This is a genomic window from Sphingomonas kyeonggiensis (assembly GCF_030812785.1).
In the GTDB taxonomy this organism is placed as follows: domain Bacteria; phylum Pseudomonadota; class Alphaproteobacteria; order Sphingomonadales; family Sphingomonadaceae; genus Sphingomonas; species Sphingomonas kyeonggiensis_B.
In genome coordinates this window covers 316,125-340,440 of sequence record NZ_JAUSTJ010000002.1, presented here as the reverse complement: position 1 = coordinate 340,440, position 24,316 = coordinate 316,125, and the positions used below count along the sequence as shown (strand labels likewise).

Genomic DNA, 24,316 nt, shown 5'->3' with positions numbered 1-24,316 from the left:
TGCCGTTGGGTGGCCGGGTGGGGGTGCGGGCCGGTGCCGCCTAAAAGCTAGAGGATCATGCCCCCGCCGCCGCGGATCGCGAGCACGCGGCCGATCGAATCGAACAGCGCGTCCATCGCCACCGGCTTGAACAGCACATCGTCGGCGCCCACGGCCAGGCAGCGCTCGCGCAGGTCGAGCGCGGTGTCGGCGGTGACGACGATGACCGGAATCTCGCCCTTGGCATCGCCGCGCGCGCGGATGCGCTCGATCGTCTCGAACCCGTCCATCCCCGGCATGCGCAGATCGACGAGCACGACGTCGAAGGTCTCGGCGTCGAGCATGGCCAGGCCCTCCTCGGCCCAGCTGGCTTCGGCCATCGTAGCCCCCGCGACGTCGAGCATGTCCTTCACGACCCGACGGTTCATCGGATCGTCTTCGATGAAGAGGATGTTCATGCCCGTCCGCCCGTGGCGACCGGTTTCCCCGAGATGCGCGCGACCGTTTTTGTCATGTCCGGTGTGCTATCGCCCTAAGCCGCCCGAGATACAAGCGGGTCCCCCTTCCGCTCGTCGGAATTTTCTTCCGTGGGGGGAATGATAGCATCGATCAGGCTTGCCCCGGTAATGGGTTTTTCGATTATCCTGCCGCCACTTGCCGCAATCAGCTCAGCCGATGTCTCGGCATCCGGCTTCAGCCAGAGAATGGTGTGGGCAATGTCCGCCCCGCCGGCGCGCAGCGCGGCGAGCGCCTGGGCTGCGCCATCCGCCTCGGCCTTGAGCGTCGCCTCGTCGGCGAGCAGGTGCCCGACATCCCCTTCCGCGAGCATCGGCAGCGCCTCGGCGACCGAGCCGGCGAAGCGCAGCCGGGCGACGCGCGGCTCAAGCAGGGTGCGCAGCATCGAGCGGGCGATCGGGTTCCGGTCGAGCACGACCAGATCGAGACCACCCGCGCTCTCGGTGACGGCGGCCGCCTCGGGCGCCTCGGCCAGGACAAGCGGCAGGTCGACGACGAAGCGCGAACCCTTGCCGTCCTCGCTCTCGACCATGATGTCGCCGCCCAGGGCACGGGCGAGGTTACGGCAGATGGCAAGCCCCAGTCCGGTGCCGCCGAAGCGGCGCGTGGTGCTGGTGTCGACCTGGCGGAAGCTCTCGAAGATCTCCTCGAACTTGCCCGTCGGGATGCCGATACCGGTGTCTTCGATGGCCAGCTTGAGGCGACGGGCATCGCCCTCCCCCTCGGCTACGGCGCGCAGCGTGACGCCGCCCTTCTCGGTGAACTTGATCGCGTTGGAGAGCAGGTTGAACACCACCTGGCGCAGGCGAGTGGCGTCGCTGACGATCCAGTGCGGCGCATGGCTGAGCTCGAGCCGGAAGCTCAGACCCTTGGCGCGCGCCTGCTCCTCCCAGAGCTTGGTGACTTCGCGCAGCGTGGTGCACAGGTCCACCGGCGCCGCCTCGACGCTGAGGTTGCCCGTCTCCATCTTGGCGACGTCGAGGATGTCGTCGACCAGCGCGCGCATCGTGACGCCGGCGCCGTGGACGATACCGATCCGCTCGCGAATCTGCGCTTCCAGCTTCGGATCGGACAGCATGACCTGGGTCATGCCGAGGATGCCGTTCAGCGGGGTGCGGATCTCGTGGCTGGTCGTCGCGAGGAACTCGGTCTTGGCCTTGAGCGCCTTCTCCAGCGCGACATTGGTCTCACCCAATACGATGTTGGCGGCGCGCACCTGGTTGCGGCTCCTGCGGATCGTGAGAAGACCCCAGCCGAGCGCGCCCATGACGATCACCGTCGCGGCACCGACCAGCAGGAAGATCGTCAGCTGGTAGCGGGCGCGGCCCTCGGCCTCGCGCGTCTTGAGCTGGAGGATGTCGTTCTGCTGCTTGGCCCAGTTGAACTGCGCGGCCATCAGCGCGGCGCCGGTGGTGGTGGCCACCTTGGTCGCCTCGTCGTTCAGCCGCTTCAGCGCCTCGAGATGCCCCAGCGCCGAGCGTGCATCGCCGGCGCGGGTGAAGATCTGGTAGGCGAAATAATGGTCGTTGCGGAATTCCACCCGGCTCTTGGCAAGGTCGATGCCGTCAAAGGCCTGGCGGATCATCCGCAATGCCCGGCCATTGTCGCCGCGCTGCGAGGCGACCTCGGCCGCCGTCGCCAGCATGTGGCGGCGCAGGACATCCGCATCGGCGCCGCGCAGCAGCTCGAACCCGCGGGTGACGGTGCGATCCGCCGCGTCGAGCTGCGTGAGCGCGATCTGCGCACGGGCGAGGTTGCTGAGCATCAACGCCTCGAGCACAGGCTTGCCCATCTGGCGCGCGATGGTGATCGCCGCATCATATTCCTTGATCGCCTCGCCATTGCGATCGAGCGTCTGCAGCACATTGCCGCGGCTGTTGTGCAGCGAAAGCGACAGCGCCGGGTCGTCGTCATAGAGTTCGGCGGCCTGGCGATAATATTGCTCGGCACGCGCGTCGTCGCGCGCCACGCTGTACAGCGATCCGATGCCCTGCAGCGCGATCGCCTGGCTGCGCGGCTCCTTCACCTCGCCATAGACGCGATAGGCGTTCTGATAACTGTTGAGCGCCTGCACGGCCTGATCGCGCGACATGAACAGCGCGCCCTGCGACATCAGCAGGTCGCCGCGCAGCTTGATCGATTCCGGGATCGGCTTCACCAGCCGCAGCCCCTCGGTGAGCAAGGGCGCCGCCTGGGCCGGTTCGTCGTTGCGCAGATGCGCCTCGGCCGCCAGCCAGCGCGCAGTGGCGAGCGCGAGCGCCCGCTGCCGTTCGTCGGGAAGCTTCTGCGCCAGCGCGTCGATCGCTGCGGCGTGGCGCAGTGCCTCGGCCTGGTCGGACATCATATTGTCCTTGGCCGCCTGAATCTCCTGCTGGATCGGCAGGGGGAATTCCGACTTTGCCTGGGGCGCGATCTGCGCGGCAGCCGGCAGGACCGCGAACAATGCCGCAAGGGCGAGTAAGAAGCGCGGGAGGGCGCGCATCAGGCGCGCTTCCAGAAGCTCTCGGGACGGACGAACGAGGCGGGGCCGTTCGCGTTTTCGAGATGGCCATCGTCCGCGAGGAACTTGCGGAACGCCTCGAGCCCGAGCGGACGCGAAATCAGGAAGCCCTGGACCATGTCGCAGCCCATCACGCTGAGCAGCGCAAGCGCGGACGGGGTCTCCACGCCCTCGGCGGTGACTTCCATCTCAAGGGCATGGGCAAGGTCGATCGTCGAGCGCACGATCAGCGGATCGCGGTTGCTGCTGGTCAGCTGCAGCACGAACATCTTGTCGATCTTGAGCTCGCGTGCCGGCAGCTTCTTCAGATAGGCGAGCGAGGAAAGCCCCGCGCCATAATCGTCGATGGCGAGCGTGACGCCGCTGTCGGCGAAGAACTGGAGATGGCGGATCGCACTTTCCGGATCGCGGATCACCGCCGTCTCGGTGATCTCGAAGCCGAGCTTGGCATCGGTGTTCGCCAGCATCTCGCACACTTCGTTGACGAAGGCGGGATCGGCGAGAAGCTGGCCGGAGATGTTGACGAAGAGCAGCATGTCGAAGCCGTCCTCGCGCAGCTTCCTCTGGTCCTCGATCACCTGGCGCAGCGTCCAAAGCGTCAGCCGGCTGATCTCGCCCGCCTGCTCCGCGACCGAGATGAAGTCGCCCGGCAGGATCAAGCCGCGGGTCGGATGCTGCCAGCGGACCAGCGCCTCGGCACTGGCGATCTCCTGGCGGCGGACATGCACCTTGGGCTGATATTGCAGGAACATCTCGCCATTGGCGATCGCCCGCGGCAGCTCGCGCATCAGGGTGAGCTTGTCGAAGGCGAGGTCGGCGCGCGACAGGTCGAGCATCACCACCCGGCCGTCGACCCGTGCCTGGTCCAGCGCGGATTCGGCGGCCTCGGCGAGCAGCACCTCGTCATCCTCGACCGAAGGCGCGGCGGCGACGCCGAAGTGCATCTGGAGCTGGTGGGGCTCCCCGTCCAGATCGAGCGGGCGGAGGAAAGCCTTGCTGATCCGCTCGATGTCATCGGCGGCCGCTTCGGGCGATTCCCGCTCGAACATGATCTCGATGATCGCGCGGCTTGCGGCGGCGATGCGCACGTCGGGAACGATCTCGGAGAGCCGCTGGGCCACGTCGAGCACCAGCGAATCGGCGCGCGCCCGGCCCAGATGGCGGCGAAGCGACGCGAAATTGGCAATCTCGCAAAGTCCGAGGATGCTCCAGTAACGGCCTTCGATGTGACGATCGTTACTTGCCCGGTGCAATTCGCGCTTGCCCGGCGCGCCGGGGCGACGTTCGCGCAGATTGATCTCCGCGCCTTCGCGAGAACTCTGAATTCGCACAAATTCCCTCGCGAATTCCGCGTGTTCCACGGAATTCGGTACCGCGCTGGGCGCAGCGATGGCCAAGGGCGCCAAAGGCTCTTTGCGTGCCGACATGCCCCCTTGGTCTAGCCCCCGACCCTTGAAGGAACGGTTAAATCACGCCCCCGAAACGCTTTTGCCGGAGCCACCTCCGCAGAAATCCGGATTGATTCATCGTTAAGCTATCTTTAACCACGCGAATCGCGCACTCGTGCGCACCGATGGGAGACTACCAATGTTCGCGTTTTTGACCCTTCTGTTCCGTGAAGGTGGCGGCAGCGAGATCCGTCCGTTCTAAAAGGAACGTTCATCCGGGCCGGCGGTGGAGCGACCTCAGACGAGGCCGCGCTGACCGGCCCGGACGACAATCTGGAAGGCGGCCTGAGGCCGCCTTTTTTATTGCCCGTGCTTTTCTCGACCACCGCACCGGAGAGGAGCGCCACGCGGCCCCTTGCCCCGGGCGCAGGCGTCGCTATCTGCGCAGCATAATTTCTTCCCAAGGGGATCCACGTTGCGCATCGCGATGATCGGCACGGGCTATGTCGGCCTGGTTTCTGGCGCCTGTTTCTCGGATTTCGGCCATGAAGTGGTCTGCGTCGACAAGGACGCCCGCAAGATCGAGCTCCTCCATCAAGGCGTGATGCCGATCTACGAGCCCGGCCTCGACGCGCTCGTCGCCTCGAACGTCAAGGCCGGCCGCCTCTCCTTCACCACCGACCTGGCCGAAGGCGTGAAGGACGCGGACGCCGTGTTCATCGCGGTCGGCACCCCGAGCCGCCGCGGCGACGGCCATGCCGATCTCAGCTATGTCTTCGCCGCCGCGCGCGAGATCGCCGAGAGCCTGACCCGGCCCAGCGTGATCGTCACCAAATCGACCGTGCCGGTGGGCACCGGCGACGAGGTCGAGCGGATCATGGCCGAAGTAGCGCCGAACGCTGGCGCCAAGGTCGTCTCCAATCCCGAATTCCTACGCGAAGGCGCCGCGATCGAGGACTTCAAGCGCCCGGACCGCGTGGTCGTCGGCACCGACGACGAGGCCGCCCGCGAAGTGATGCGCGCGATCTACCGCCCGCTCTCGCTCAACCAGAGCGCGCCGATCCTGTTCACCGGCCGCCGCACCAGCGAGCTGATCAAGTATGCCGCCAACGCGTTCCTGGCGGTAAAGATCACCTTCATCAACGAGATCGCCGACCTGTGCGAGGAAGTCGGCGCCGACGTCCAGGAAGTCGCGCGCGGTATCGGCCTCGACAACCGCATCGGCTCGAAGTTCCTCCATGCCGGCCCGGGCTATGGCGGCTCGTGCTTCCCCAAGGACACGCTGGCGCTGCTCAAGACCGCCGGTGACAACGAGACCCCGCTGCGCATCGTCGAGGCGACCGTGCAGGTCAACGACGCCCGCAAGCGCGCCATGGGCCGCAAGGTCATCAAGGCGATGGGCGGCGATGTTCGCGGCAAGACCGTCGGCATCCTCGGCCTGACCTTCAAGCCCAACACCGACGACATGCGCGATGCACCGAGTCTGTCGATCGTCGCCGCGCTGGAAGATGCCGGCGCGACGATCAAGGCCTATGACCCCGAAGGTTTCGAGCAGGCCCGGCCGCTGCTGCCGAATGTCGAGTTCAGCGAGAGCGCCTATGCCGCGGCGGACGGTGCCGATGCGCTGGTGATCGTGACCGAGTGGGACGCGTTCCGTGCGCTCGACCTCGACCGGATCAAGTCGTTGCTCAAGGCCCCGCTGCTCGTCGACCTGCGCAACGTCTATCCCGCCGTCGATGCCGAGCGCGCCGGACTCACCCTGGTCGGCGTCGGCAAGCCGAAGCGCGGCTGATCCCGGCCAACGGGGGAGGAAATCGATGAAGGCCAGCCTGCTGCAGATGACGAGCGGGATCGACCCGACCGCAAATGCGCGCACCATCGCCGATGGCGTGGCAAAGGCGGCGGCGGAGGGCAGCGCTATGCTGTTCACGCCGGAGATGTCCGGCCTGCTCGACGGCAATCGCGAGCGGGCGCGCGGCCATGTCGTGGCCGAGGACCAGGACCTCGTCCTCGCCGCGACCCGCGAGGCGGCGGCGAAGCACGGCATCTGGGTCCATCTCGGCTCGCTTGCGCTGAAGGGTGAGGGCGACAAGTTCCTGAACCGCGGTTTCGTCATCGACGGCACCGGCGCGATCAAGGCGAGCTACGACAAGCTCCATCTGTTCGACGTCGACTTGGCAACCGGCGAGAGCTGGCGCGAGTCCAACACCTATGACCGCGGCGAGCGGGCGATCCTGGTCGATACCCCGATCGGCAGGCTGGGCCTCGCCATCTGCTACGACATGCGCTTCCCGGACCTGTTCCGCGCGCTGAGCGATGCGGGCGCCACTGCCCTCTCCGTCCCGGCCGCCTTCACCCGGCCGACCGGCCAGGCGCATTGGCACGTGCTGCTGCGCGCCCGCGCGATCGAGGCGGCCGCGTACCTGATCGCCACCGCCCAGACCGGCGAGCACGAAGATGGCCGCGCCACCTATGGCCATTCGCTGGTCATCGATCCCTGGGGCGAAGTGCTGCTCGACATGGGCGAGGAAGCCGGGCTCGGCTCGGCCGAGATCGACCTTGCCCGCGTCGAGGATGTACGTTCGCGCGTTCCCGTATTGCGCCACCGGCGCCCGATCCCTCCCGTCGAGACCTTCGCATGAGCACCAAGACCGAGAGCAACAAGGTTTCGGCCCCGATCGAGGACCGCGCCCAGCTGATCGAGTATTTCGCCAAGGGCGAGAAGCCGAAGGAACGCTGGCGCATCGGCACCGAGCACGAGAAGTTCGTGTTCGCGACCAAGGACTTCCACGCCCCCAGCTATGACGAGCAGGGCGGCATCCGCGACCTGCTGGGTGAGCTGACCCAGTTCGGCTGGACGCCGGTGCTGGAGGGCGACAATGTCATCGCCCTTTCCGGCCCGGACGGCACGGTCAGCCTGGAGCCCGCCGGCCAGCTCGAGCTTTCCGGCGCGCCGCTGGAGAACCTCCACGAGACGTGCGGCGAGACCGGCCGGCACCTCGAGCAGGTCAAGCAGGTCGGCGACAAGCTCGGCCTCAACTTCCTCGGTCTCGGCATGTGGCCCGACAAGACGCGCGCCGAGCTGCCGATCATGCCCAAGGGCCGCTACGCCATTATGCTCCGGCACATGCCGCGCGTGGGCAATCTCGGCCTCGACATGATGCTGCGCACCTGCACGATCCAGGTGAACCTGGATTACGCGTCCGAGGCGGACATGGCGCAGAAGTTCCGCGTCGGCCTGGCGCTGCAGCCGCTGGCGACCGCGCTGTTCGCCAACTCGCCCTTCACCGAGGGCAAGCCCAACGGCTTCCTCTCGTTCCGCTCGAACATCTGGTCGGACACCGATCCGGCCCGCACCGGCATGCTGCCCTTCGTGTTCGAGGACGGCTTCGGCTATGAGCGCTACGCCGAGTATGCGCTCGATGTGCCGATGTACTTCGTCTACCGCGACGGGAAGTACATCGACGCCGCTGGCCAGAGCTTCCGCGACTTCCTGAAGGGCGAACTGCCCGCCTATCCCGGCCACAAGCCGACGATCGACGACTGGGCCGATCACCTGTCGACCGCCTTCCCCGAGGTGCGCCTCAAGACCTTCCTCGAGATGCGCGGCGCCGATGGCGGCCGCTGGGGCCGGATCTGTGCCCTGCCCGCGCTCTGGGTCGGCCTGCTCTACGACCAGGGCGCGCTCGACGCCGCCTGGGACCTGGTCAAGGGCTGGTCGATGGAGGAGCGCGAGACGCTGCGCAGCTCGGTGCCGAAGCTCGCGCTCGACGCGCCGCTGCCGGGTGGCGGCAAGCTCAGGGACATCGCCGGCGAGGTGCTCGACATCGCGGCGGCGGGCTTGAATGCGCGCGGCCGGCTCAACGCCTCGGGCGACAATGAGAGCGGCTTCCTCGATCCGCTGCGCGAAGTGGTGCGCACCGGCAAGGTGCCGGCGCAGATCCTGCTCGACCGCTTCAACGGCGACTGGGGTGGCGACATCCGCCGGGTCTATGAGGAAGCGCGGTTCTAGCCTTCCCGGCCCGGGGGAGCACCGCCGGGAAGGCCAGCCCCCTGCCTGCGCGCCAGCCGCTCGACTTCGCGCAGCCGCCCGTCGATCGCCGCGACTTCGTCGTCGTCACCCTTGCGGATGGCGGCGACGATCAGGTCGATCAACTGCTGCGGGGTCGAGGCGCCGAAGCGCAGAAGCAGTTCTTCACCCGAGAGGACCGCGACATCGCGGAGCACCATGCGCCCGCATGCACCGATCTTCGCTTCGGTTTCGGGCTTTCTACGCTTCACACTCGCCTGCATGACCGCTTCACTCACTGAACCGGCACCAAGCCTGCACCCGGGCGCGAGGCGGGAAAACTGGTAAATTTACGTATTTCCGCGAAGCCCGAGAGGCGCTCCCTTCTTCCCATCCATCGGCGGCATCTCCGGCAAAAGAGGAACCGTCACGCTTGAGAAACGTTCGAGATCAAAAATGAGATAAATAAAGTAGCGGTTGGAGGGTTAATGACATCAGGGGAAAGCACCGAGCCCCGCCCCGAAGACAACAACAGACTGCGCCTGAGAGCCCTTGAGGTAGGGCTATGGGACTATGACATAGATGCAGACCTTCTCGTCTGCGATGCACGTTGGTATCAGATCACGGGCCTGACACCCAATTCGGTGCGCAGCATTGCCGATTTCCGGCCATTCATTCATCCCGACGACGCGGACCTTGCCACTACTATCGACGTCGCAAAGGTGGGGGAACTGCTCGCACATGACCTGCGCTATCATGTCGATTTTCGGCTGATCCGCCCGGACGGCCAGGCGCGATGGATCCGCTCGGTCGCCTGCCTGGTGATCGACCCCGCATCCGGCCATCACAAGGCGCTGGGTTGCATCACCGACAATACCGATTTCGCGCTGATCGCCGCCGCACGGGCCTTCACCCGCCCGGCAATGCGCGAGGATCCCGCACTGCCCCACCCCATCACCGCCAACGGCGCCGCCGGCGCAGCGCTCAGCGAACGCGAGCTCGAGTGCCTGCGCTGGCTGAGCCTCGGCAAGACCGCTTGGGAAACGGCCCAGATCATGGAACGCAGCCAGCGAACCGTGGAGTTCCACCTGAGCAACGCCACGCGCAAGCTCTCCGCCTCCAACAAGATCCACGCGGCAGTGATCGCGGTGCGCCAGGGCCTGATCTGACGAAGCCCTTCTGACCTTGCCCAGCCATATCTGTGGATTATGGCCCCCGGGCGGTTCGGCATGGCAAAGCCCGGCACGGCTGCTGTAGGGAGCGAACATGGCCTATTTCCTCGGCATAGACGCAGGCGGCAGCCATTGCCGCAGCCGGTTGACGGACGCCGACGGCGCGATCCTGGGCATTGGTGAGAGCGGCCCGGCCAATACCCGGATCGGCATCGAGAAACTCCACCTCGTGCTGCGCGACGTCGCCGGTCAGGCGATCGGCGCCGCCGGGCTCGACGAAGCGCAGGTCGCGACCATCCGCGCCGGCATGGGCATTGCCGGCATCTCGCGCCCGGGCATGCGCGAGCAGCTCGCCGCCCTGCCCTTCCCCTTCGCCTCGACCGAGTTCGTCACCGACGCAGCGATCGCCAATCTCGGCGCGCATGGCGGCGCGGAGGGGGCGACGCTGATCATCGGCACCGGCAGCGTCGCCGAGGTCCGCATCGGCACGAACAGCTTCACCATCGGCGGTTATGGCTTCCCGATCTCCGACGAAGGCAGCGGCGCCGCGCTCGGTCTCAGCGCGATGCGCCACGCCCTGCGCGCGCTCGACGGGCGCAGCGAAGTCACCCCGCTCAGCCACGCCGTCACCGCCGGCTTCGGGCATGACACCGCGCGCGCCGTCGCCTGGATGGATGCCGCGACGCCCAAGGACTATGCCGCCTTCGCCCCGCTGGTGATGGACTATGCCGAGAACAACGACGCGATCGCCCGCTCGATCGTCGAGGACGCGGCCCAGCATATCGAGCGCTTCATCGAGACGATCTTCGCCCGCGGCGCCGTCCGCTGCGCACTGGCCGGCGGCCTCGCCCTGCGGATCAGGCCCTGGCTGCGCGCGCGCACCGTGGCGCGGCTGACCGACGCCGTCTCCGATCCCCTCGACGGCGCGCTGCTGCTCGCCGGCCTGCCCACCACCGCCCTGCCGACCCGGAAGCCCGATGCCCACTGAGACCGCCGACCCCCGCTATCGCGAGATCGACCGCTGGCCCACCGAGACCGCGGTGGAAGCGATGCTCGAGGCGCAGATCGCCGCCCTCGCCGCGCTGAAGAGCCAGACCGGCGCGATGGCAGCCGCGATCGACGCGGCGGCCGAGCGGCTGCGGAATGGCGGACGCATCGCCTATGCCGGCGCCGGCACCTCCGGACGCATCGGCGTGCAGGACGGAGTGGAGCTCACCCCCACCTTCAACTGGCCCTTCACCCGGCTGGCCTTCCTGATCGCCGGCGGCCCGGCAGCACTCACCCGCACCCAGGAAGGCGCCGAGGACAGCCGCGAGGCCGCGCTCGCCGCAGTCGCCGCCGAGGATATCGGCCCCAATGACGTGCTGATCGGCGTCGCGGCGAGCGGACGCACGCCTTATGTCATCGCCGCGCTGGAAGCCGCGCGCGCAGCCGGCGCGCTGACCATCGGCCTCTCCAACAATGCCGGCACGCCGGTGCTGGCTGCGGCCGAGCACGCGATCCTCGCCGATACCGGCAGCGAAGTCGTCGCCGGCTCCACTCGGATGAAGGCCGGCACCGCGCAGAAGGTGACGCTCAACCTGATCTCCACCGGGATCATGTTGCGCCTGGGGCTCGTTCACCACGGGCTTATGGTGAACATGCAGGTCTCCAACGCCAAGCTGCGCGCCCGCGCGATCCGCATGGTCGGGACGCTGGCCGGCGTCGGCGAGGGCCCGGCCGAGACGGCGCTCGATACGGCAGGGCTGGACATCAAGAAGGCGGTACTGGTCGCCCGCGGGCTCGATGCCGACGATGCCGAGGTCCGATTGGCGGCGGCGCAGGGCAGCCTGGGCAAGGTGCTGGACGCCCTCGCATGAAGGCGCTGATCAACGGTCGCATGCTGCTGGCCGAGGGCTGGCGCGACGATGCCTGTGTCGTGATCGAGGGCGAGCGGATCGCCGCGATCCTGCCCGAACCGCCGGAGGGCGCCGAACGGATCGACCTGGGCGGCGGCACCCTGCTCCCCGGCTTCATCGACGTACAGGTCAATGGCGGCGGCGGTCGGCTGTTCAACGACGATCCGAGTGTCGAGACGATCCGGGTGATCGCCGAGACCCATCGGCGCTACGGCACCACCGGGCTGCTGCCGACGCTGATCAGCGACGACCTGTCGGTGGTCGAGGCCGGCATCCGCGCGGTCGATGCCGCGATCGAAGCGGGCGTTCCCGGGGTGCTCGGCATCCATATCGAGGGGCCATTCCTCAACCCGGTCCGGCGCGGCATTCACAGCGAGAGCAAGATCCAGCCGCTGCGCGACGAATTCCTCGCGCTGCTGGAATCGGGCCGGCACGGCAGGACGCTGGTGACGCTGGCGCCCGAGGCGGCGACGCCCGAGCAGGTCGCCCGGCTGGTCGCGGCCGGGGTGATCGTCTCGGCAGGCCATTCCGATGCTCGGTACGAGACCGTCCGCGATGCCATCGACAATGGGCTGACCGGCTTCACCCATCTCTTCAACGCGATGTCGCCGCTGCTCAACCGCGCGCCCGGCATGGTCGGCGCGGCGCTGGAGGATCCCGAAGTCTTCGCCGGGATCATCGCCGACGGCTATCACCTCCATCCGGCGGCGCTGCGCGTGGCATTGCGTGCCAAGGGGCCGGAGCGGCTGATGCTGGTGACCGACGCGATGCCGAGCGTCGGCAGCGACGAGACCATATTCCTGATCCATGGCCGCGAGATCCACCGCGACGGCGACCGGCTGCTCGGCGCCGACAATACATTGGCCGGCTCGACGCTGACCATGGCCGGTGCGGTCAAGGGGATGATGGAACAGGGCCGTGTGGGGCTGGACGTCGCGGCGCACATGGCTTCGGCGACACCGGCGGCTTTCCTGGGGCTTGGCGGTGCGCTGGGGCGCATCGCGCCGGGCTACCGGGCGGACATGGTGCTGGTGAACGATGCTCTGGACGTGACGCGCAGCTGGATTTCCGGGACCTAAAGCCCTCACCCTTGATGGGGGAGGGTTGGGTGGGGGTGCCCCCTCCGCAAGCGACGTCGCCTAAGGCACGCTCACCCTCATCCTTCCCACTGCCTTCGGCAGCGGGCCCCTTCCTTCTCCCATCAAGGGAGAAGGAGAGAAGTTACAAAACCCCCAGCCGCTCGCCCTGATAGGTCCCGGCGCGGATCGGCTCCCACCAGTCCCGGTTCGCCAGATACCAATCGACCGTCTTCGCCAGCCCGGTCTCGAAGCTCTCGCGCGGCGTCCAGCCCAGCTCGGCCTCGATCTTCGACGGATCGATCGCATAGCGCCGGTCATGCCCCGGCCGATCGGCCACGAAGCGGATCAGGTCGCGGTGCTGCCGTCCGCCGACCTTGGCATCGAGCAGGTCGCAGATCGCCTCGACGACCTGGAGGTTGGTGCGCTCCTGCCGGCCGCCGATCAGATAGGTCTCGCCGGCCCTGCCCCGGGTCAGCACCTGCTCCAGCGCCTCGGCATGGTCGTCGACGTACAGCCAGTCGCGGACGTTCGCGCCCTTGCCGTAGATCGGCAGTTCCCTGCCCTCGAGCGCGTTGAGGATGACCAGCGGGATCAGCTTCTCGGGGAAGTGATGCGGCCCGTAATTGTTCGAGCAGTTCGACAGCACCACCGGCAACCCATAGGTCTCGTGCCAGGCCCGGACGAAATGATCCGATGCAGCCTTGGACGCCGAATAGGGCGAGGACGGCGCATAGGGCGTCGCCTCGGTGAACACGCCGCTGTCGAACGGCAGGTCGCCGAACACTTCGTCGGTGGAGATATGGTGGAAGCGGAAGCCCGCGCGCTTCGCCTCGGACAGGCCGCGCCAATGCTCGAGCGCGGCGTCGAGCAAGCGGACGGTGCCCAGCACATTGGTCTCGACGAACGCTGCCGGGCTGTCGATCGAGCGGTCGACATGCGTCTCGGCCGCCAGGTGCATCACCCCTTCGATCCGCTCGTCGCGCATCAGCCGGTGGAGCTGCGCGGCATCGCCGATATCCGCGCCGACGAAACGGAAATTGGGCCGGCCCATGATGCTGCCGAGCGACGCCATGTTGCCGGCATAGGTGAGCTTGTCGACGCAGACGACGCGGTAGCGCTTCGCCACCAGCAGCCGGCACACCGCCGAACCGATGAAGCCCGCACCGCCGGTGACCAGCACGCGGCGCATCTTCGGAGCCGGGGCGATCGGCTGAAGGAAGGTCATGCCGCGGCCGCTTCCACGCAGCGGCGCAGATACCGCGCATAGTCGGTCTTGCCCATCGTATCGGCGCGGGCGAGCAGCATCTGCGCGTCGAGATAGCCGAGGTCGAAGGCGATCTCCTCGGGGCAGGCGATCTTGATCCCCTGGCGGTTCTCGATCGTCCGCACGAAGCTGCCGGCATCGTGCAGGCTGTCATGCGTACCGGTGTCGAGCCAGGCATAGCCGCGGCCGAGCCGGTTCACGTTGAGATTGCCCTGCTCCAGATAGGCCGAGATCACGTCGGTGATCTCCAGTTCGCCGCGTGGGGACGGCTTCAGCGTGCGGGCGATGTCCACCACCTGGTCGTCGAAGAAATAGAGGCCGGTCACTGCCCAGTTCGACTTGGGCTCGGCGGGCTTCTCGACGATGCTGGTCGCCTTGCCGGTCTCGGGATCGAAAGTGGCGACGCCGTAGCGCTCGGGATCGTCGACCTGGTAGGCGAAGACGCTCGCCTGGCCCTGCGCGGCGGCTTCGGCGGCGGCGCGGCCCTTTGCCGCCAGCCCGTCGCCATGGAAGATGTTGTCGCCCAGGATCAGCGCGGCCGGACCGCCATCGAGGAACTGCTCGCCGATCAGGAAGGCCTGGGCCAGGCCTTCGGGGGCAGGCTGCTCGGCATATTCGAAGTTGATCCCGAACGCCGATCCGTCGCCCAGCAACAGGCGGAACATCGGCAGGTCACGAGGCGAGGAGATGATCAGGATGTCGCGGATGCCGGAGAGCATCAGCACCGACAGCGGATAATAGATCATCGGCTTGTCGAACACCGGCAGCAGCTGCTTCGAGATCGAGAGCGTCGCGGGATACAGGCGCGTACCGGCACCGCCCGCAAGGATGATCCCCTTCACCGGCCTGTCCGACGATGCGGCGGATATGGAAGCAGCCACCAATTCCCTCCCCGGCGCCCAGGCGCTTGGAAGCGCGGCGCACCACCGGATTGTGCACCGAAATTGGTTCAGGAACTGCTAACCGTGGAAATCAGGCAGGCTGCGGCTCGACCGGTACTTCGGCGAACGCCGCCTCTGCTATCGGTATTTCGACAGGCGGCGGCGCGATAGGGACCATCGACCAGCCATCAAATGCGAACGCCTTCGGCTCCGCGTAGGAACGCGGCCCTTCAAACCCCTCTTGGTGCATCCTCGGTCTCTCCGACTCGATTTGCCCCCGCCCGAACAACGTCTTACGCCTGTTACATGCTGCTGGGTAGCCGGTATGCCGCGCTAAACATTATCTAGATCGCGCAGCCGCGAGCGGCTTCCTAAATCGCCCGCCATGCTGCATTCCGGGAACATGACGGAGACACAGGCGAGCGCTGGCGCTGCGGGAACGATTCCGGCCGCGCGGCTGACGCACCTCCAGCGGCTCGAAGCCGAGAGCATCCACATCCTGCGCGAAGTCGTCGCCGAGGCCGAAAGCCCGGTGATGCTCTATTCGATCGGCAAGGACAGCGCGGTGATGCTGCACCTTGCCCGCAAGGCCTTCTATCCGGCGCCCCCGCCCTTCCCGCTGCTCCATGTCGACACGACCTGGAAGTTCCGCGCGATGTACGACCTGCGCGACAAGGCGGCGCGCGACGCCGGCATGGAGCTGATCGTCTACAAGAACCCCGAGGCCGAGGCGCAGGGGATCAATCCCTTCGACCATGGCGGCCGCCACACCGACATGTGGAAGACCGAGGGGCTCAAGCAGGCGCTCGACAAATACAGCTTCGACGCCGCGTTTGGCGGCGCACGGCGCGACGAGGAGAAGAGCCGCGCCAAGGAGCGCGTGTTCAGCTTCCGCACCGCGACGCATCGCTGGGACCCGAAGAACCAGCGCCCCGAGCTGTGGCGGCTCTACAATGCCCGCAAGCACAAGGGCGAGAGCATCCGCATCTTCCCGCTCTCCAACTGGACCGAGCTCGACATCTGGCAATACATCCTCGCCGAGGGGATCGAGATCGTGCCCTTGTACTTCGCCGCACCCCGGCCGACGGTGGAGCGCGACGGGCTGCTGCTGATGGTCGATGACGAGCGTTTCCGGCTCAATCCGGGCGAAGTGCCGGTGGAACGATCGGTCCGCTTCCGCACGCTCGGCTGCTACCCGCTCACCGGCGCGGTGGAGAGCGAGGCCGATACGCTGGAGGCGGTCATCCAGGAGATGCTGCTGACCACCACCAGCGAACGCCAGGGCCGCGCGATCGACCACGATCAGGCGGCGAGCATGGAGAAGAAGAAGCAGGAGGGGTATTTCTGATGCGCCTCCCCCTCGCCGTCCCCGCGAACGCGGGTATCCCGCGTCTTTCAATTTCACGCGAAGACGCAAAGGCGCGAAGAGAAGAAAAAGATTGGTTCGCGCGGAGGCGCGGAGGCGCGGAGATGTCTGGATTCGCGCAAAGCGCAGGTCTCAGATCGCTTGCCGCAGGTCGCGAGTTGGCGATATTTCCTGCCGCTGACGCGGCGGCTGCATCCTCCGCGCCTCCGCGCCTCCGCGTGAACAAGATCTTCGCGTCTTTGCGCCTTCGCGTAAGAAAATTTGTCGGGATTACGGAGGCCCGCGTATGACCTCCTACCGCCCCGACGCACTCATCGCGTCCGACATCTCCGCCTATCTCCAGCTGCACCAGAACAAGTCGCTGCTGCGCTTCATCACCTGCGGCAGCGTGGACGACGGCAAGTCGACGCTGATCGGGCGACTGCTCTACGATTCGAAGATGATCTTCGAGGACCAGCTTGCGTCGCTCGAAGCCGACAGCAAGCGCGTAGGCACCCAGGGCGGCGAGATCGACTTCGCACTGCTGGTCGACGGCCTCGCCGCCGAGCGCGAGCAGGGCATCACGATCGACGTCGCCTATCGCTTCTTCGCGACCGAGAAGCGCAAGTTCATCGTCGCCGACACGCCTGGGCACGAACAATACACCCGCAACATGGTGACCGGCGCCTCGACCGCCGACCTTGCCGTGATCCTGATCGATGCGCGCAAGGGCGTGCTCACCCAGACGCGGCGCCACTCGTATCTATGTCACCTGCTCGGCATCCGCCACATCGTGCTGGCGGTGAACAAGATGGACCTGATCGGCTATGATCAGGCCGCGTACGACGCGATCGTCGCGGACTATCGCACCTTTGCCGAGAGCATCGGCATCACCGCCTTCACCCCGATCCCGATCTCGGGCTTCAAGGGCGACAACATCACGGGCCCGAGCGCGAACACGCCCTGGTACGCCGGGCCGGCGCTGCTCGAGCATCTGGAGACGGTCGCGCTCGATGCGGACGCCGATGCCGCACGCCCCTTCCGCTTGCCGGTGCAATGGGTGAACCGCCCCAACCTCGATTTCCGCGGTTTCGCCGGCATGATCGCCTCGGGCAGCGTCAGGCCCGGTGACAAGGTGCGCATCCTGCCCTCGGGCCAGACGACCACGGTGGCGCGGATCGTCGGCTTCGGCGGGGACAAGGCCGAAGCCGTTGCAGGCGAGAGCGTGACGATCACCCTCGCCGACGAAGTCGATTGCTCGCGCGGCGACGTGATCGCCGCCGCCGATGCGCCGCCCCAGGTCGCCGACCAGTTCCAGGCGACGATCGTGTGGATGGACCAGGCCGAGATGCTGCCGGGCCGCGCATACTGGCTCAAGCTCGGCACCCAGACGGTGAGCGCCACCGTCCAGCCGCCGCGCCACGCGATCTGCGTCAACACCATGGCCGAGCTCAGCGTGAAGACGCTGGGGCTCAACGATATCGGCGTGGCCGAGGTCTATACCGACCGCGGCATTGCGTTCGAGGCCTATGCCGACAGCAAGGATCTGGGCGGGTTCATCCTGATCGACAAGGCGACCAACGCCACCGTCGCCGCGGGCATGCTCAACTTCGCGCTGCGCCGCGCCCAGAACGTCCATTGGCAGGCGGTCGAGATCAATCGCGAGGCGCATGCCCGGCAGAAGCACCAGGCCCCGCGCCTGCTCTGGTTCACCGGCCTCTCGGGCTCGGGCAAGTCGACCATCGCCAACCTGGTCGAGAAGCGCCTCCACGCGATGGGCAAGCACAGCTTCCTGCTCGACGGCGACAATATCCGCCACGGGCTCAACAAGGACCTGGGCTTCACCGATGCCGACCGGATCGAGAATATCCGCCGCGTCGGCGAGGTCGCCCGGCTGATGACCGATGCCGGGCTGATCGTCCTCACCGCCTTCATCTCCCCCTTCCGGGCCGAGCGCGAGCTGGTGCGGGCGATGCTGCCCGAGGGCGAGTTCTTCGAAATCTTCGTCGACACCCCGCTCGACGTGGCCGAGGCGCGCGACGTGAAGGGACTCTACAAGAAAGCGCGCGCCGGCCAGATCGCCAACTTCACCGGCATCTCCAGCCCCTATGAGGCGCCGCAGAGCCCCGAAATCCGCGTGGACACGACCAGGGAGACGCCCGAGCAAGCCGCCGAGCGGATCGTCGAGACGATCATGGGTACCTGGAGTCCGGTGATTTGACCGACGCCGAACTCGCCCGGGAAGTCGCCGAGGAGGCAGGCGCGCTGCTGCTGCGCATCCAGGGCGAATGTGCCGGTGGCGACCGCGGCGACCGTGAGGCCAACGCCCTGATCCTCGCCGCGCTCGCGCTCGCCCGTCCAGACGACGCGATCCTCTCCGAGGAATCCGCCGACGACCCCGCCCGGCTCTCCACCAGCCGGGTATGGATCGTAGATCCGCTCGACGGCACCCGTGAGTTCGCCGAACGTCGCGACGACTGGGCGGTACACATCGCCCTGGCGATCAATGGCCAGGCGGCGGTGGGTGCAGTCGCCCTGCCCAGGCTCGGCTGCACCCTGTCCAGCGACTGCCCGCCGGCACTGCCCGAAGGCGAGCTGCCGCCGCGCATGCTGGTCAGCCGCACCCGCCCGAGCGCGCTCTGCGCCGGCGTCGGCGAGCGGATCGGCGCGGTCCATATCGGCATGGGCTCGGCCGGCGCCAAGGCGATGGCGGTGGTCCGCGGCGAGGCGGAAATCTACCTCCATTCGGGCGGTCAGCACCAATGGGACAATTGCGCGCCGGTTGCGGTAGCGCTCGCCGCCGGGCTCCACGCCTCGCGGATCGACGGCAGCCCGATCGTCTACAATCAGCCGAGCACGAGCATCCCGGACCTGCTGATCTGCCGCAAGGAATGGGCGCCGATCGTGCTGGAAGCGGTGAAGGACTGCGGCGCGGATCTCTGAGATTCCGCCGCTAAGCGACTCCCTCCGATTCCCCACGACTCGCGGAGTCACCACGAGTCGTGCGTAGACGCCGAATCCCGGACATGGTAAACGCTTCGTTTGGGAGGGAGCGTTTTGACCGCCGATATCTGGTTCTTTCTGGCGATCGGATTCAGCTTTGCGGGCTATGCGACCTACCTGATCGGGCTGCGTCGCGAGCTGGTCGAGCCGAACCGCGCGTCCTGGCTGATCTGGAGCGCGGCGACCACGCTCGAGGCGCTGACCTATGCCGCGGTCAATCCCGGCGCGCCGCAGGGCTGGGTGTTCGCGCTTAGCTCGGTCGCCTGTATCGCAGTCACGCTCGGCATCTGGCGCCGCTCATCCTGGGCCCCGCCCTCGTCCACCGAGACCTTCTGCATCGCCGCCAGCCTCTCCGCGCTGATCCTGTGGCTCGCCTTCCGCGAGGCCTTCTGGGCGCACATGCTCGTCGTCCTCGCCGTACCGGTGAGCTTCTGGCCGACCTGGGCGAGCGTCTGGACCGATCGCAACCGCGAGCGCTCGCCGGCCTGGGGCCTGTGGACCTTCGGTGATCTCGCCACCCTGCTGGTCGCCGTCCGCGCGACCCAGCCGGGCGTCGCCGAGCTCGGCTATGTGATTGTCGAGTTCCTCTGCCATGCCAGCGTCTGGTTCCTGATCGGCCTGGCGACGATCAACCCGCTGCGCTCCTTCGGCACGCGCCGCGGCGGACTGCGCTGGTTCGACCGCTACCGGCCTTCGAGCAACCTCTTCAAGGTGGGCGACAACCATCTGGGCAAGGCCGTCTATGCGGCGAGCGCGTTCGCCGAGGGCGACGTGCTGATCGAGTTCACCGGCCGCCGCTTCCGCGCCGACCAGATCCCCAGCCTGATGCGCGGCCGCGGCGACCGCTTCGTCCAGGTGACACCCGACCATTATATGGGCCCGTCCGGCCGGATCGACGACCTGGTCAACCATAGCTGCGATCCCAATGCCGGGCTGCGCTTCACCGACGCCGGCGTGTTCCTGGTCGCGGTCCGCGCGATCGAGCCGGGCGAGGAGATCGCCTGGGACTATTCCACGACGCTCAGGGAATCGAACTGGCACATGATCTGCCAGTGCCGCGCGGAGGGCTGCCGCCGGGTGATCGGCAATTTCGACAGCCTCGACCCCGACCGCCAGGAATGGTTCCGCGCGCGCAACCTCGTCGCGCCGTATCTGCGGCGTAAGGACGAGGTTGCGGGGGCGCGGAAGGCCGCGGGGCGCCGCTGATCCATTCCTCCCTCGGAGCGCAGCTCCGGGGGAGGGGGACCGCGCGACGCAGTCGCGTGGTGGAGGGGGTAGTGGCCCTTCGAGCAATCCATCGCTTGTGGAGTGGCGCCCCCTCCACCATTCGCTATGCGAATGGTCCCCCTCCCCCGCTTCGCGAGGGAGGATTTTCTAAGCCGCCAGCCCGCTCGGTTGTGCCAGCCGTGCTGTCCCCAGCGTCAGGATTGCCTTGGCCCCCGTGCCCTTGCCGTCGCTGATCAGCTCCAGCTTGCCTTCCATCGCCAGCATGGAGTTCGCGCACCAGTGCAGCCCCAGCCCGCCGGACTTATGCGCCCGGGTCGAGAAACCACGCTGGAACAGCGTCGGCGCCACCGAAGGATCGAAGCCCTCGCCATCGTCGCGGATATGGATCTCGGTGCTGTCGCCCTTGTCCCGGATCGTCACCGAGATCGAGCCGCTGCCGCGCCCGGTCGCCGCGATCGCCTCGGCGGCGTTGGCGAAGAGGTTGCCGACGACCTGACTGAGGATAACCCGGTTGGCCATCACCCAATGCGCCCGCGACGGGAAGCTGAACGCGATCGAGTTCTCCCCCGAATAGCGCGCGATCGTAGCATTCTGGGCGACGATGTCGGTGATGTCGCAGGCATCGAGCGGCGGGCGTTCGTGCGCGGCTTCCTGCTGCTGGCCGATGATCTCCAGCACATGGTGCAGCGCCTCGCGGCCGATGCCGATCTGCTCGCGCCGGTCCGCCCGCTCCTGCTCGATGCTCTCGATCGCAGCGGCCAGGAAGGCGACCAGCTTCTGGCGGCGCACTGCAGGCACTTCCTCGCCCGCCAGCTCGGAAAGCGCGCGGTCGAGCAAGGCCCGGTCCATCGGCGCGCCCGCACCCAGCCCCTGGCTGAGCACCGTGCTGATCGGGTTCAGCGCATTGCGGACATTGTGCATCACCGCCACCGCGCTCTCGCTGCGGCCCAAAGTGAAGCTCTGCACCTCGAGCTGCTCGCGCAGGTCCTTGAGCTGCTTGAGCATCGAATTGAAGCTGGTGACCAGGCTGCCGATCTCGTCGTCGCGCCGCTTGTCGGTGAGCAGCCCGAGCGTGCCCGAGGCACGGACCACGCCCATATGGCTCTCGACGCGCTTGAGCGGCGCGAGCACCAGCCGCGCGATCATCCGGCGCAGCACGAGCAGGACGATCGCCAACAGGATCGACGATCCGACCACGGCGAGGACCAGCATGCGGGTGCCCAGCGTCGATAGGTCGCGCGGCACGCTATAGGTGGCGGTGGCGACCGCGCGGCCGTCCGGCCCCGGGATCGGCACGGCGATCTGCGTACGGGTGGCGCCGGGAGTCTGGGTGACTTCGGCCACCGGGTTATCGAGCGGCAGGTTGACTTTCAGCTCGAGCAGCTTGCTGAGCTGCGCCGCGGTGATGGTGCGCGCCATCAGCACATAGCCGCGCGGATCGCCGCTGCCGTCGCTGCGACGCACCTGGGCGATGCCCATGGCGACCAGCGTGTCGCCCAACCGCAGGAAGAAGCCGGTGGAGTTCTTTTCCTTCGACGCGGCGAGAACCTTGGCGAAATCGAGCCGCGCGATCGCATCGGTCAGCCGCGCCCGCATCGCCGGCACATCGGCCTGCTTCTCCAGGTCGAGCCAGCGCGCGATCACGATCGAACGGTCGGGCCGGACATAGGCCATGGCGTTGACGTCGAGATTGACCATGGCGAGCGTCGAGAAGCTCTCCTTCTCGAACGCGCGCGTCGGGTTGGCCATGTAATCGTAGGACGAGGTCCAGTCGCCATAGTCGCGCACCGCCAGTTCGACCTTCGCCGATACGTCATGGACCACGGCCTGGGTGCGCGCGACATGGGCGTCGACCGCGTCATGCTCCAGCTTGCTGAAGCTCGGCGTGATGACGGTGGCCAGCATCAGGGTGAGCGCGACCGCGCCGATCACGCCGACGCCGGTCAGGATCAGGACCAGTTTCGCGCCGAGCGAGGCCGGCGCCTTGAGGCGCCTCGCAATGGCCATCAGCCGTGCGTCCCGTTGCCCAGCTCGAGCTCAGCCGGCTCCGCGTCGCCGATATAGCCCTTGTTGGCGAGAACGAGCGCGTCCTCCACATCCATCGGGCGGGCGAGATAATAGCCCTGGAGATGGCTGCAGCCCGCCAGACGAAGCGCCTGAAGCTGCGCCTCGGTCTCGACGCCCTCGGCAACCACTTCCATGCCCAGCGCGCGGCCGAGATGGATGATCGAATGGACGATCGCGGCGCTCTCGCGCTCGCGGCCCATGCCGTCGACAAAGCTGCGGTCGATCTTCAGGCAATCCAGCGCGAAGCGGCGGATGTTGTAGAGGCTCGAATAGCCGGTGCCGAAATCGTCCAGCGCGATGCGGAAGCCCATCTGGCGCAGCTTGAACAGAGTCTCGGCGGCGCGCTCGACATCGTCGAAGATCGCCGTCTCGGTAATCTCGATCTGGAAGCGGCCCGGCTCGACGCCGGCATTGGCGACGCGCTCCATCACATGCGCGACGAAGTTGTGGCGGCGAAACTGGCGCGGCGAGAAGTTCACCGAGACATATTGCCCCGGCCAGGTCTTGAGCGTCTCGACCGCGCGGTCGATCACCCAGTCGCCCAGCTCGTGGATCAGGTTCGATTCCTCGGCGATCGGGATGAACATGCCCGGCGAGACCATGCCGTATTCGGGGCTGCACCAGCGGATCAGCGCCTCGAAGCCGGTGACTTCGAGCTGGTCGCGGCCGACGATCGGCTGGAAGACCAGCTTGAGCTCGCCCTTGGCGATCGCTTCGGAGAGGCCGCCTTCGATCTGGCGGCGGAAGCGGATCGACTCGTCCATCACTTCGTCGAACAGGCGGACCATGCCGCGGCCGCCATGCTTGGCTTCGTTGAGCGCCAGGTCGGCGCGGCGCATCACGTCGATCGGATCGTGGATCGTACCGGGCTGGACGACCATCAGGCCGACCGAGGCACCGCCCTGCACCGAATGGCCGAACACCTTGAAGCTGATCGATACCGCCTTGAGCATCCGCTCGGCAGCCATCTCGGCCTCGTCCTCACCGGTGACCGGATAGAGCATCGCGAACTCGTCACCGCCCAGCCGGGCGACGAAGCCTTCGGCCGGCACCTGCTCGCGCAGGATCTCGCAGACCATGCGGATCAGCTCGTCGCCGGCGAGATGGCCGAGCGTGTCGTTGACGATCTTGAACCGGTCGAGGTCCATCATCGCCATGGCGAAGCAGCGGTCGCCCTTCACGGCCTTGCCCAGCATGTGGAGGAAGGCCAGGCGATTGGGCGCGTCGGTCAGCGAGTCATGGTTGGCGATATGGACGGCGCGCGATTCATTGGCGGCCAGCTCGAGCTTCTGCTCCTCGAGCAGCGTGATGGCGCTGCGCAGCTTGGCATCGGCGTCCCAGCGATGGGCGAGCGCGGTCGCGGTCTGCATCACCTCCTCGGCCTGGAAGGGCTTGGCGATGTAGAAGATCTTGTCAGCCGGACCGGCGGCGCGGCTGATGTCGAGGGGCGAGAAGTCCGAATAGCCGGTGACGATAACCAGGTTGATGTCGGGATCGAGTGCGCGGATGCGGCGGGCGGTCTCCTTGCCGTCGATGCCCGGCGGCATGCGCACGTCGATAAAGGCGACGGCAAAGCGCGCGCCGGTCTCGATCGAATCCTGGATCGCCTCGACGGCGTCGAGGCCCTGGCTGAAATGGGCGCAGTCGAAATCGATCAGGTCGCCGGCGGATGCCTTGGTCACCGGCTCCTCGTCGCCGAACAGTTCGGCCGCCAGCGTGTTCAGCGCGGTCGCTTTGCCGGCGCTGCGGGCCCCGAACACCTGGCGATACGACTCGTGCATCGCCGGTTCGTCGTCCACGATCAAAATGCGCACTTGCGAAATCCCCTCGCTCATCTCTTCAAACGAGGTAAGCGGACAGCGTTAAGGAGCGGTAAAATCGCGAAGGCGCGGAGGGGAAAAGCGTGCGGAGAGGGTTAAGGCCCGGGCCATGATCTGCATTGGTTTACCCGTCCGTCGTCAGGCGATAGCAAGGCCCGCACAACAGGA

The 24,316-nt window shown here is 67.2% G+C and carries 19 protein-coding genes; 11 read left to right on the top strand and 8 right to left on the bottom strand.

Going from position 1 to position 24,316, the window contains the following annotated elements; translation table 11 throughout:
• Nucleotides 1-47: 47 nt before the first annotated feature.
• The 3 genes from J2W22_RS11050 to J2W22_RS11040 all read right to left on the bottom strand — a co-directional run bounded on the left by J2W22_RS11050 (nt 48) and on the right by J2W22_RS11040 (nt 4,326).
• A complete protein-coding gene (locus J2W22_RS11050) occupies nt 48-437 on the bottom strand; it encodes a response regulator (protein ID WP_307118310.1) in 390 nt (129 codons plus the stop codon).
• Nucleotides 438-511: 74 nt separating this feature from the next.
• The gene (locus J2W22_RS11045; protein ID WP_307118309.1) at nt 512-2,977 is read right to left on the bottom strand and encodes a tetratricopeptide repeat-containing sensor histidine kinase; all 2,466 of its coding nucleotides are present in this window, start codon (nt 2,975-2,977) and stop codon (nt 512-514) included.
• The gene (locus tag J2W22_RS11040) at nt 2,977-4,326 is read right to left on the bottom strand and encodes a putative bifunctional diguanylate cyclase/phosphodiesterase (RefSeq protein ID WP_307118308.1); all 1,350 of its coding nucleotides are present in this window, start codon (nt 4,324-4,326) and stop codon (nt 2,977-2,979) included. The genes J2W22_RS11045 and J2W22_RS11040 overlap by 1 nt, the downstream gene beginning before the upstream one ends.
• Before the next feature lie 532 nt (nt 4,327-4,858).
• On the opposite strand from J2W22_RS11040, the gene J2W22_RS11035 reads away from it, so the two are divergent.
• From J2W22_RS11035 to J2W22_RS11025, 3 genes are read left to right on the top strand one after another with little or no spacing between them, the layout of a single operon-like run.
• Complete coding sequence (locus J2W22_RS11035) at nt 4,859-6,175, top strand: UDP-glucose dehydrogenase family protein (RefSeq protein WP_307118307.1); 1,317 nt, start codon at nt 4,859-4,861, stop codon at nt 6,173-6,175.
• Nucleotides 6,176-6,200: 25 nt separating this feature from the next.
• Entirely contained in the window at nt 6,201-7,025 is an 825-nt protein-coding gene (locus tag J2W22_RS11030) for a carbon-nitrogen hydrolase family protein (protein ID WP_307118306.1), read from the top strand.
• Nucleotides 7,022-8,395, top strand: a complete 1,374-nt coding sequence (locus J2W22_RS11025; RefSeq protein ID WP_307118305.1) for a glutamate--cysteine ligase — start codon at nt 7,022-7,024, stop codon at nt 8,393-8,395. The genes J2W22_RS11030 and J2W22_RS11025 overlap by 4 nt, the downstream gene beginning before the upstream one ends.
• On the opposite strand, the gene J2W22_RS11020 is transcribed toward J2W22_RS11025, so the two are convergent.
• On the bottom strand, nt 8,392-8,664 hold the full coding sequence (locus J2W22_RS11020; RefSeq protein WP_307118304.1) for a hypothetical protein: 273 nt from the start codon (nt 8,662-8,664) through the stop codon (nt 8,392-8,394). The two genes, J2W22_RS11025 and J2W22_RS11020, sit on opposite strands and share 4 nt — an antisense overlap.
• A gap of 216 nt (nt 8,665-8,880) precedes the next feature.
• Here J2W22_RS11020 and J2W22_RS11015 point away from each other — a divergent pair, with 216 nt between their 5' ends.
• The 4 genes from J2W22_RS11015 (at nt 8,881) to nagA (ending at nt 12,541) form a co-directional block, all read left to right on the top strand.
• The gene (locus tag J2W22_RS11015; RefSeq protein WP_307118303.1) at nt 8,881-9,561 is read left to right on the top strand and encodes a helix-turn-helix transcriptional regulator; all 681 of its coding nucleotides are present in this window, start codon (nt 8,881-8,883) and stop codon (nt 9,559-9,561) included.
• 97 nt (nt 9,562-9,658) lie between these two features.
• Nucleotides 9,659-10,552: a BadF/BadG/BcrA/BcrD ATPase family protein gene (locus J2W22_RS11010; protein WP_307118302.1), complete on the top strand. Its 894-nt coding sequence runs from the start codon at nt 9,659-9,661 to the stop codon at nt 10,550-10,552.
• Nucleotides 10,542-11,423 (top strand): N-acetylmuramic acid 6-phosphate etherase, encoded by an 882-nt coding sequence (locus J2W22_RS11005; RefSeq protein WP_307118301.1) that lies wholly within the window; start codon nt 10,542-10,544, stop codon nt 11,421-11,423. The genes J2W22_RS11010 and J2W22_RS11005 overlap by 11 nt, the downstream gene beginning before the upstream one ends.
• Entirely contained in the window at nt 11,420-12,541 is a 1,122-nt protein-coding gene (gene nagA / locus J2W22_RS11000; protein ID WP_307118300.1) for an N-acetylglucosamine-6-phosphate deacetylase, read from the top strand. The genes J2W22_RS11005 and nagA overlap by 4 nt, the downstream gene beginning before the upstream one ends.
• A 142-nt stretch (nt 12,542-12,683) precedes the next feature.
• Here nagA and rfbB read toward each other — a convergent pair whose 3' ends face one another.
• Together rfbB and rfbA are read right to left on the bottom strand one after the other, a co-directional pair.
• On the bottom strand, nt 12,684-13,766 hold the full coding sequence (gene rfbB / locus J2W22_RS10995) for a dTDP-glucose 4,6-dehydratase (protein WP_373422969.1): 1,083 nt from the start codon (nt 13,764-13,766) through the stop codon (nt 12,684-12,686).
• Complete coding sequence (rfbA, locus tag J2W22_RS10990) at nt 13,763-14,647, bottom strand: glucose-1-phosphate thymidylyltransferase RfbA (RefSeq protein WP_307119564.1); 885 nt, start codon at nt 14,645-14,647, stop codon at nt 13,763-13,765. Before rfbA ends, rfbB begins: the two co-directional genes overlap by 4 nt.
• A 442-nt stretch (nt 14,648-15,089) precedes the next feature.
• On the opposite strand from rfbA, the gene cysD reads away from it, so the two are divergent.
• The 4 genes from cysD to J2W22_RS10970 all read left to right on the top strand — a co-directional run bounded on the left by cysD (nt 15,090) and on the right by J2W22_RS10970 (nt 20,240).
• Nucleotides 15,090-16,034 carry a sulfate adenylyltransferase subunit CysD gene (cysD, locus tag J2W22_RS10985; protein WP_307118299.1) on the top strand — a complete coding sequence of 315 codons (945 nt, stop codon included), beginning with the start codon at nt 15,090-15,092 and terminating at the stop codon, nt 16,032-16,034.
• Between the two features lie 304 nt (nt 16,035-16,338).
• The gene (gene cysN / locus J2W22_RS10980; protein WP_307118298.1) at nt 16,339-18,252 is read left to right on the top strand and encodes a sulfate adenylyltransferase subunit CysN; all 1,914 of its coding nucleotides are present in this window, start codon (nt 16,339-16,341) and stop codon (nt 18,250-18,252) included.
• Entirely contained in the window at nt 18,249-18,974 is a 726-nt protein-coding gene (locus tag J2W22_RS10975; RefSeq protein ID WP_307118297.1) for a 3'(2'),5'-bisphosphate nucleotidase CysQ, read from the top strand. Before cysN ends, J2W22_RS10975 begins: the two co-directional genes overlap by 4 nt.
• Nucleotides 18,975-19,088: 114 nt before the next feature.
• The gene (locus J2W22_RS10970) at nt 19,089-20,240 is read left to right on the top strand and encodes an SET domain-containing protein (RefSeq protein WP_307118296.1); all 1,152 of its coding nucleotides are present in this window, start codon (nt 19,089-19,091) and stop codon (nt 20,238-20,240) included.
• Between the two features lie 168 nt (nt 20,241-20,408).
• Here the strand turns inward: J2W22_RS10970 and J2W22_RS10965 are convergent, their stop codons facing one another.
• Together J2W22_RS10965 and J2W22_RS10960 are read right to left on the bottom strand one after the other, a co-directional pair.
• Nucleotides 20,409-22,268 (bottom strand): sensor histidine kinase, encoded by a 1,860-nt coding sequence (locus J2W22_RS10965; protein ID WP_307118295.1) that lies wholly within the window; start codon nt 22,266-22,268, stop codon nt 20,409-20,411.
• On the bottom strand, nt 22,268-24,163 hold the full coding sequence (locus J2W22_RS10960) for a putative bifunctional diguanylate cyclase/phosphodiesterase (protein WP_307118294.1): 1,896 nt from the start codon (nt 24,161-24,163) through the stop codon (nt 22,268-22,270). The genes J2W22_RS10965 and J2W22_RS10960 overlap by 1 nt, the downstream gene beginning before the upstream one ends.
• Nucleotides 24,164-24,316: the final 153 nt, after the last annotated feature.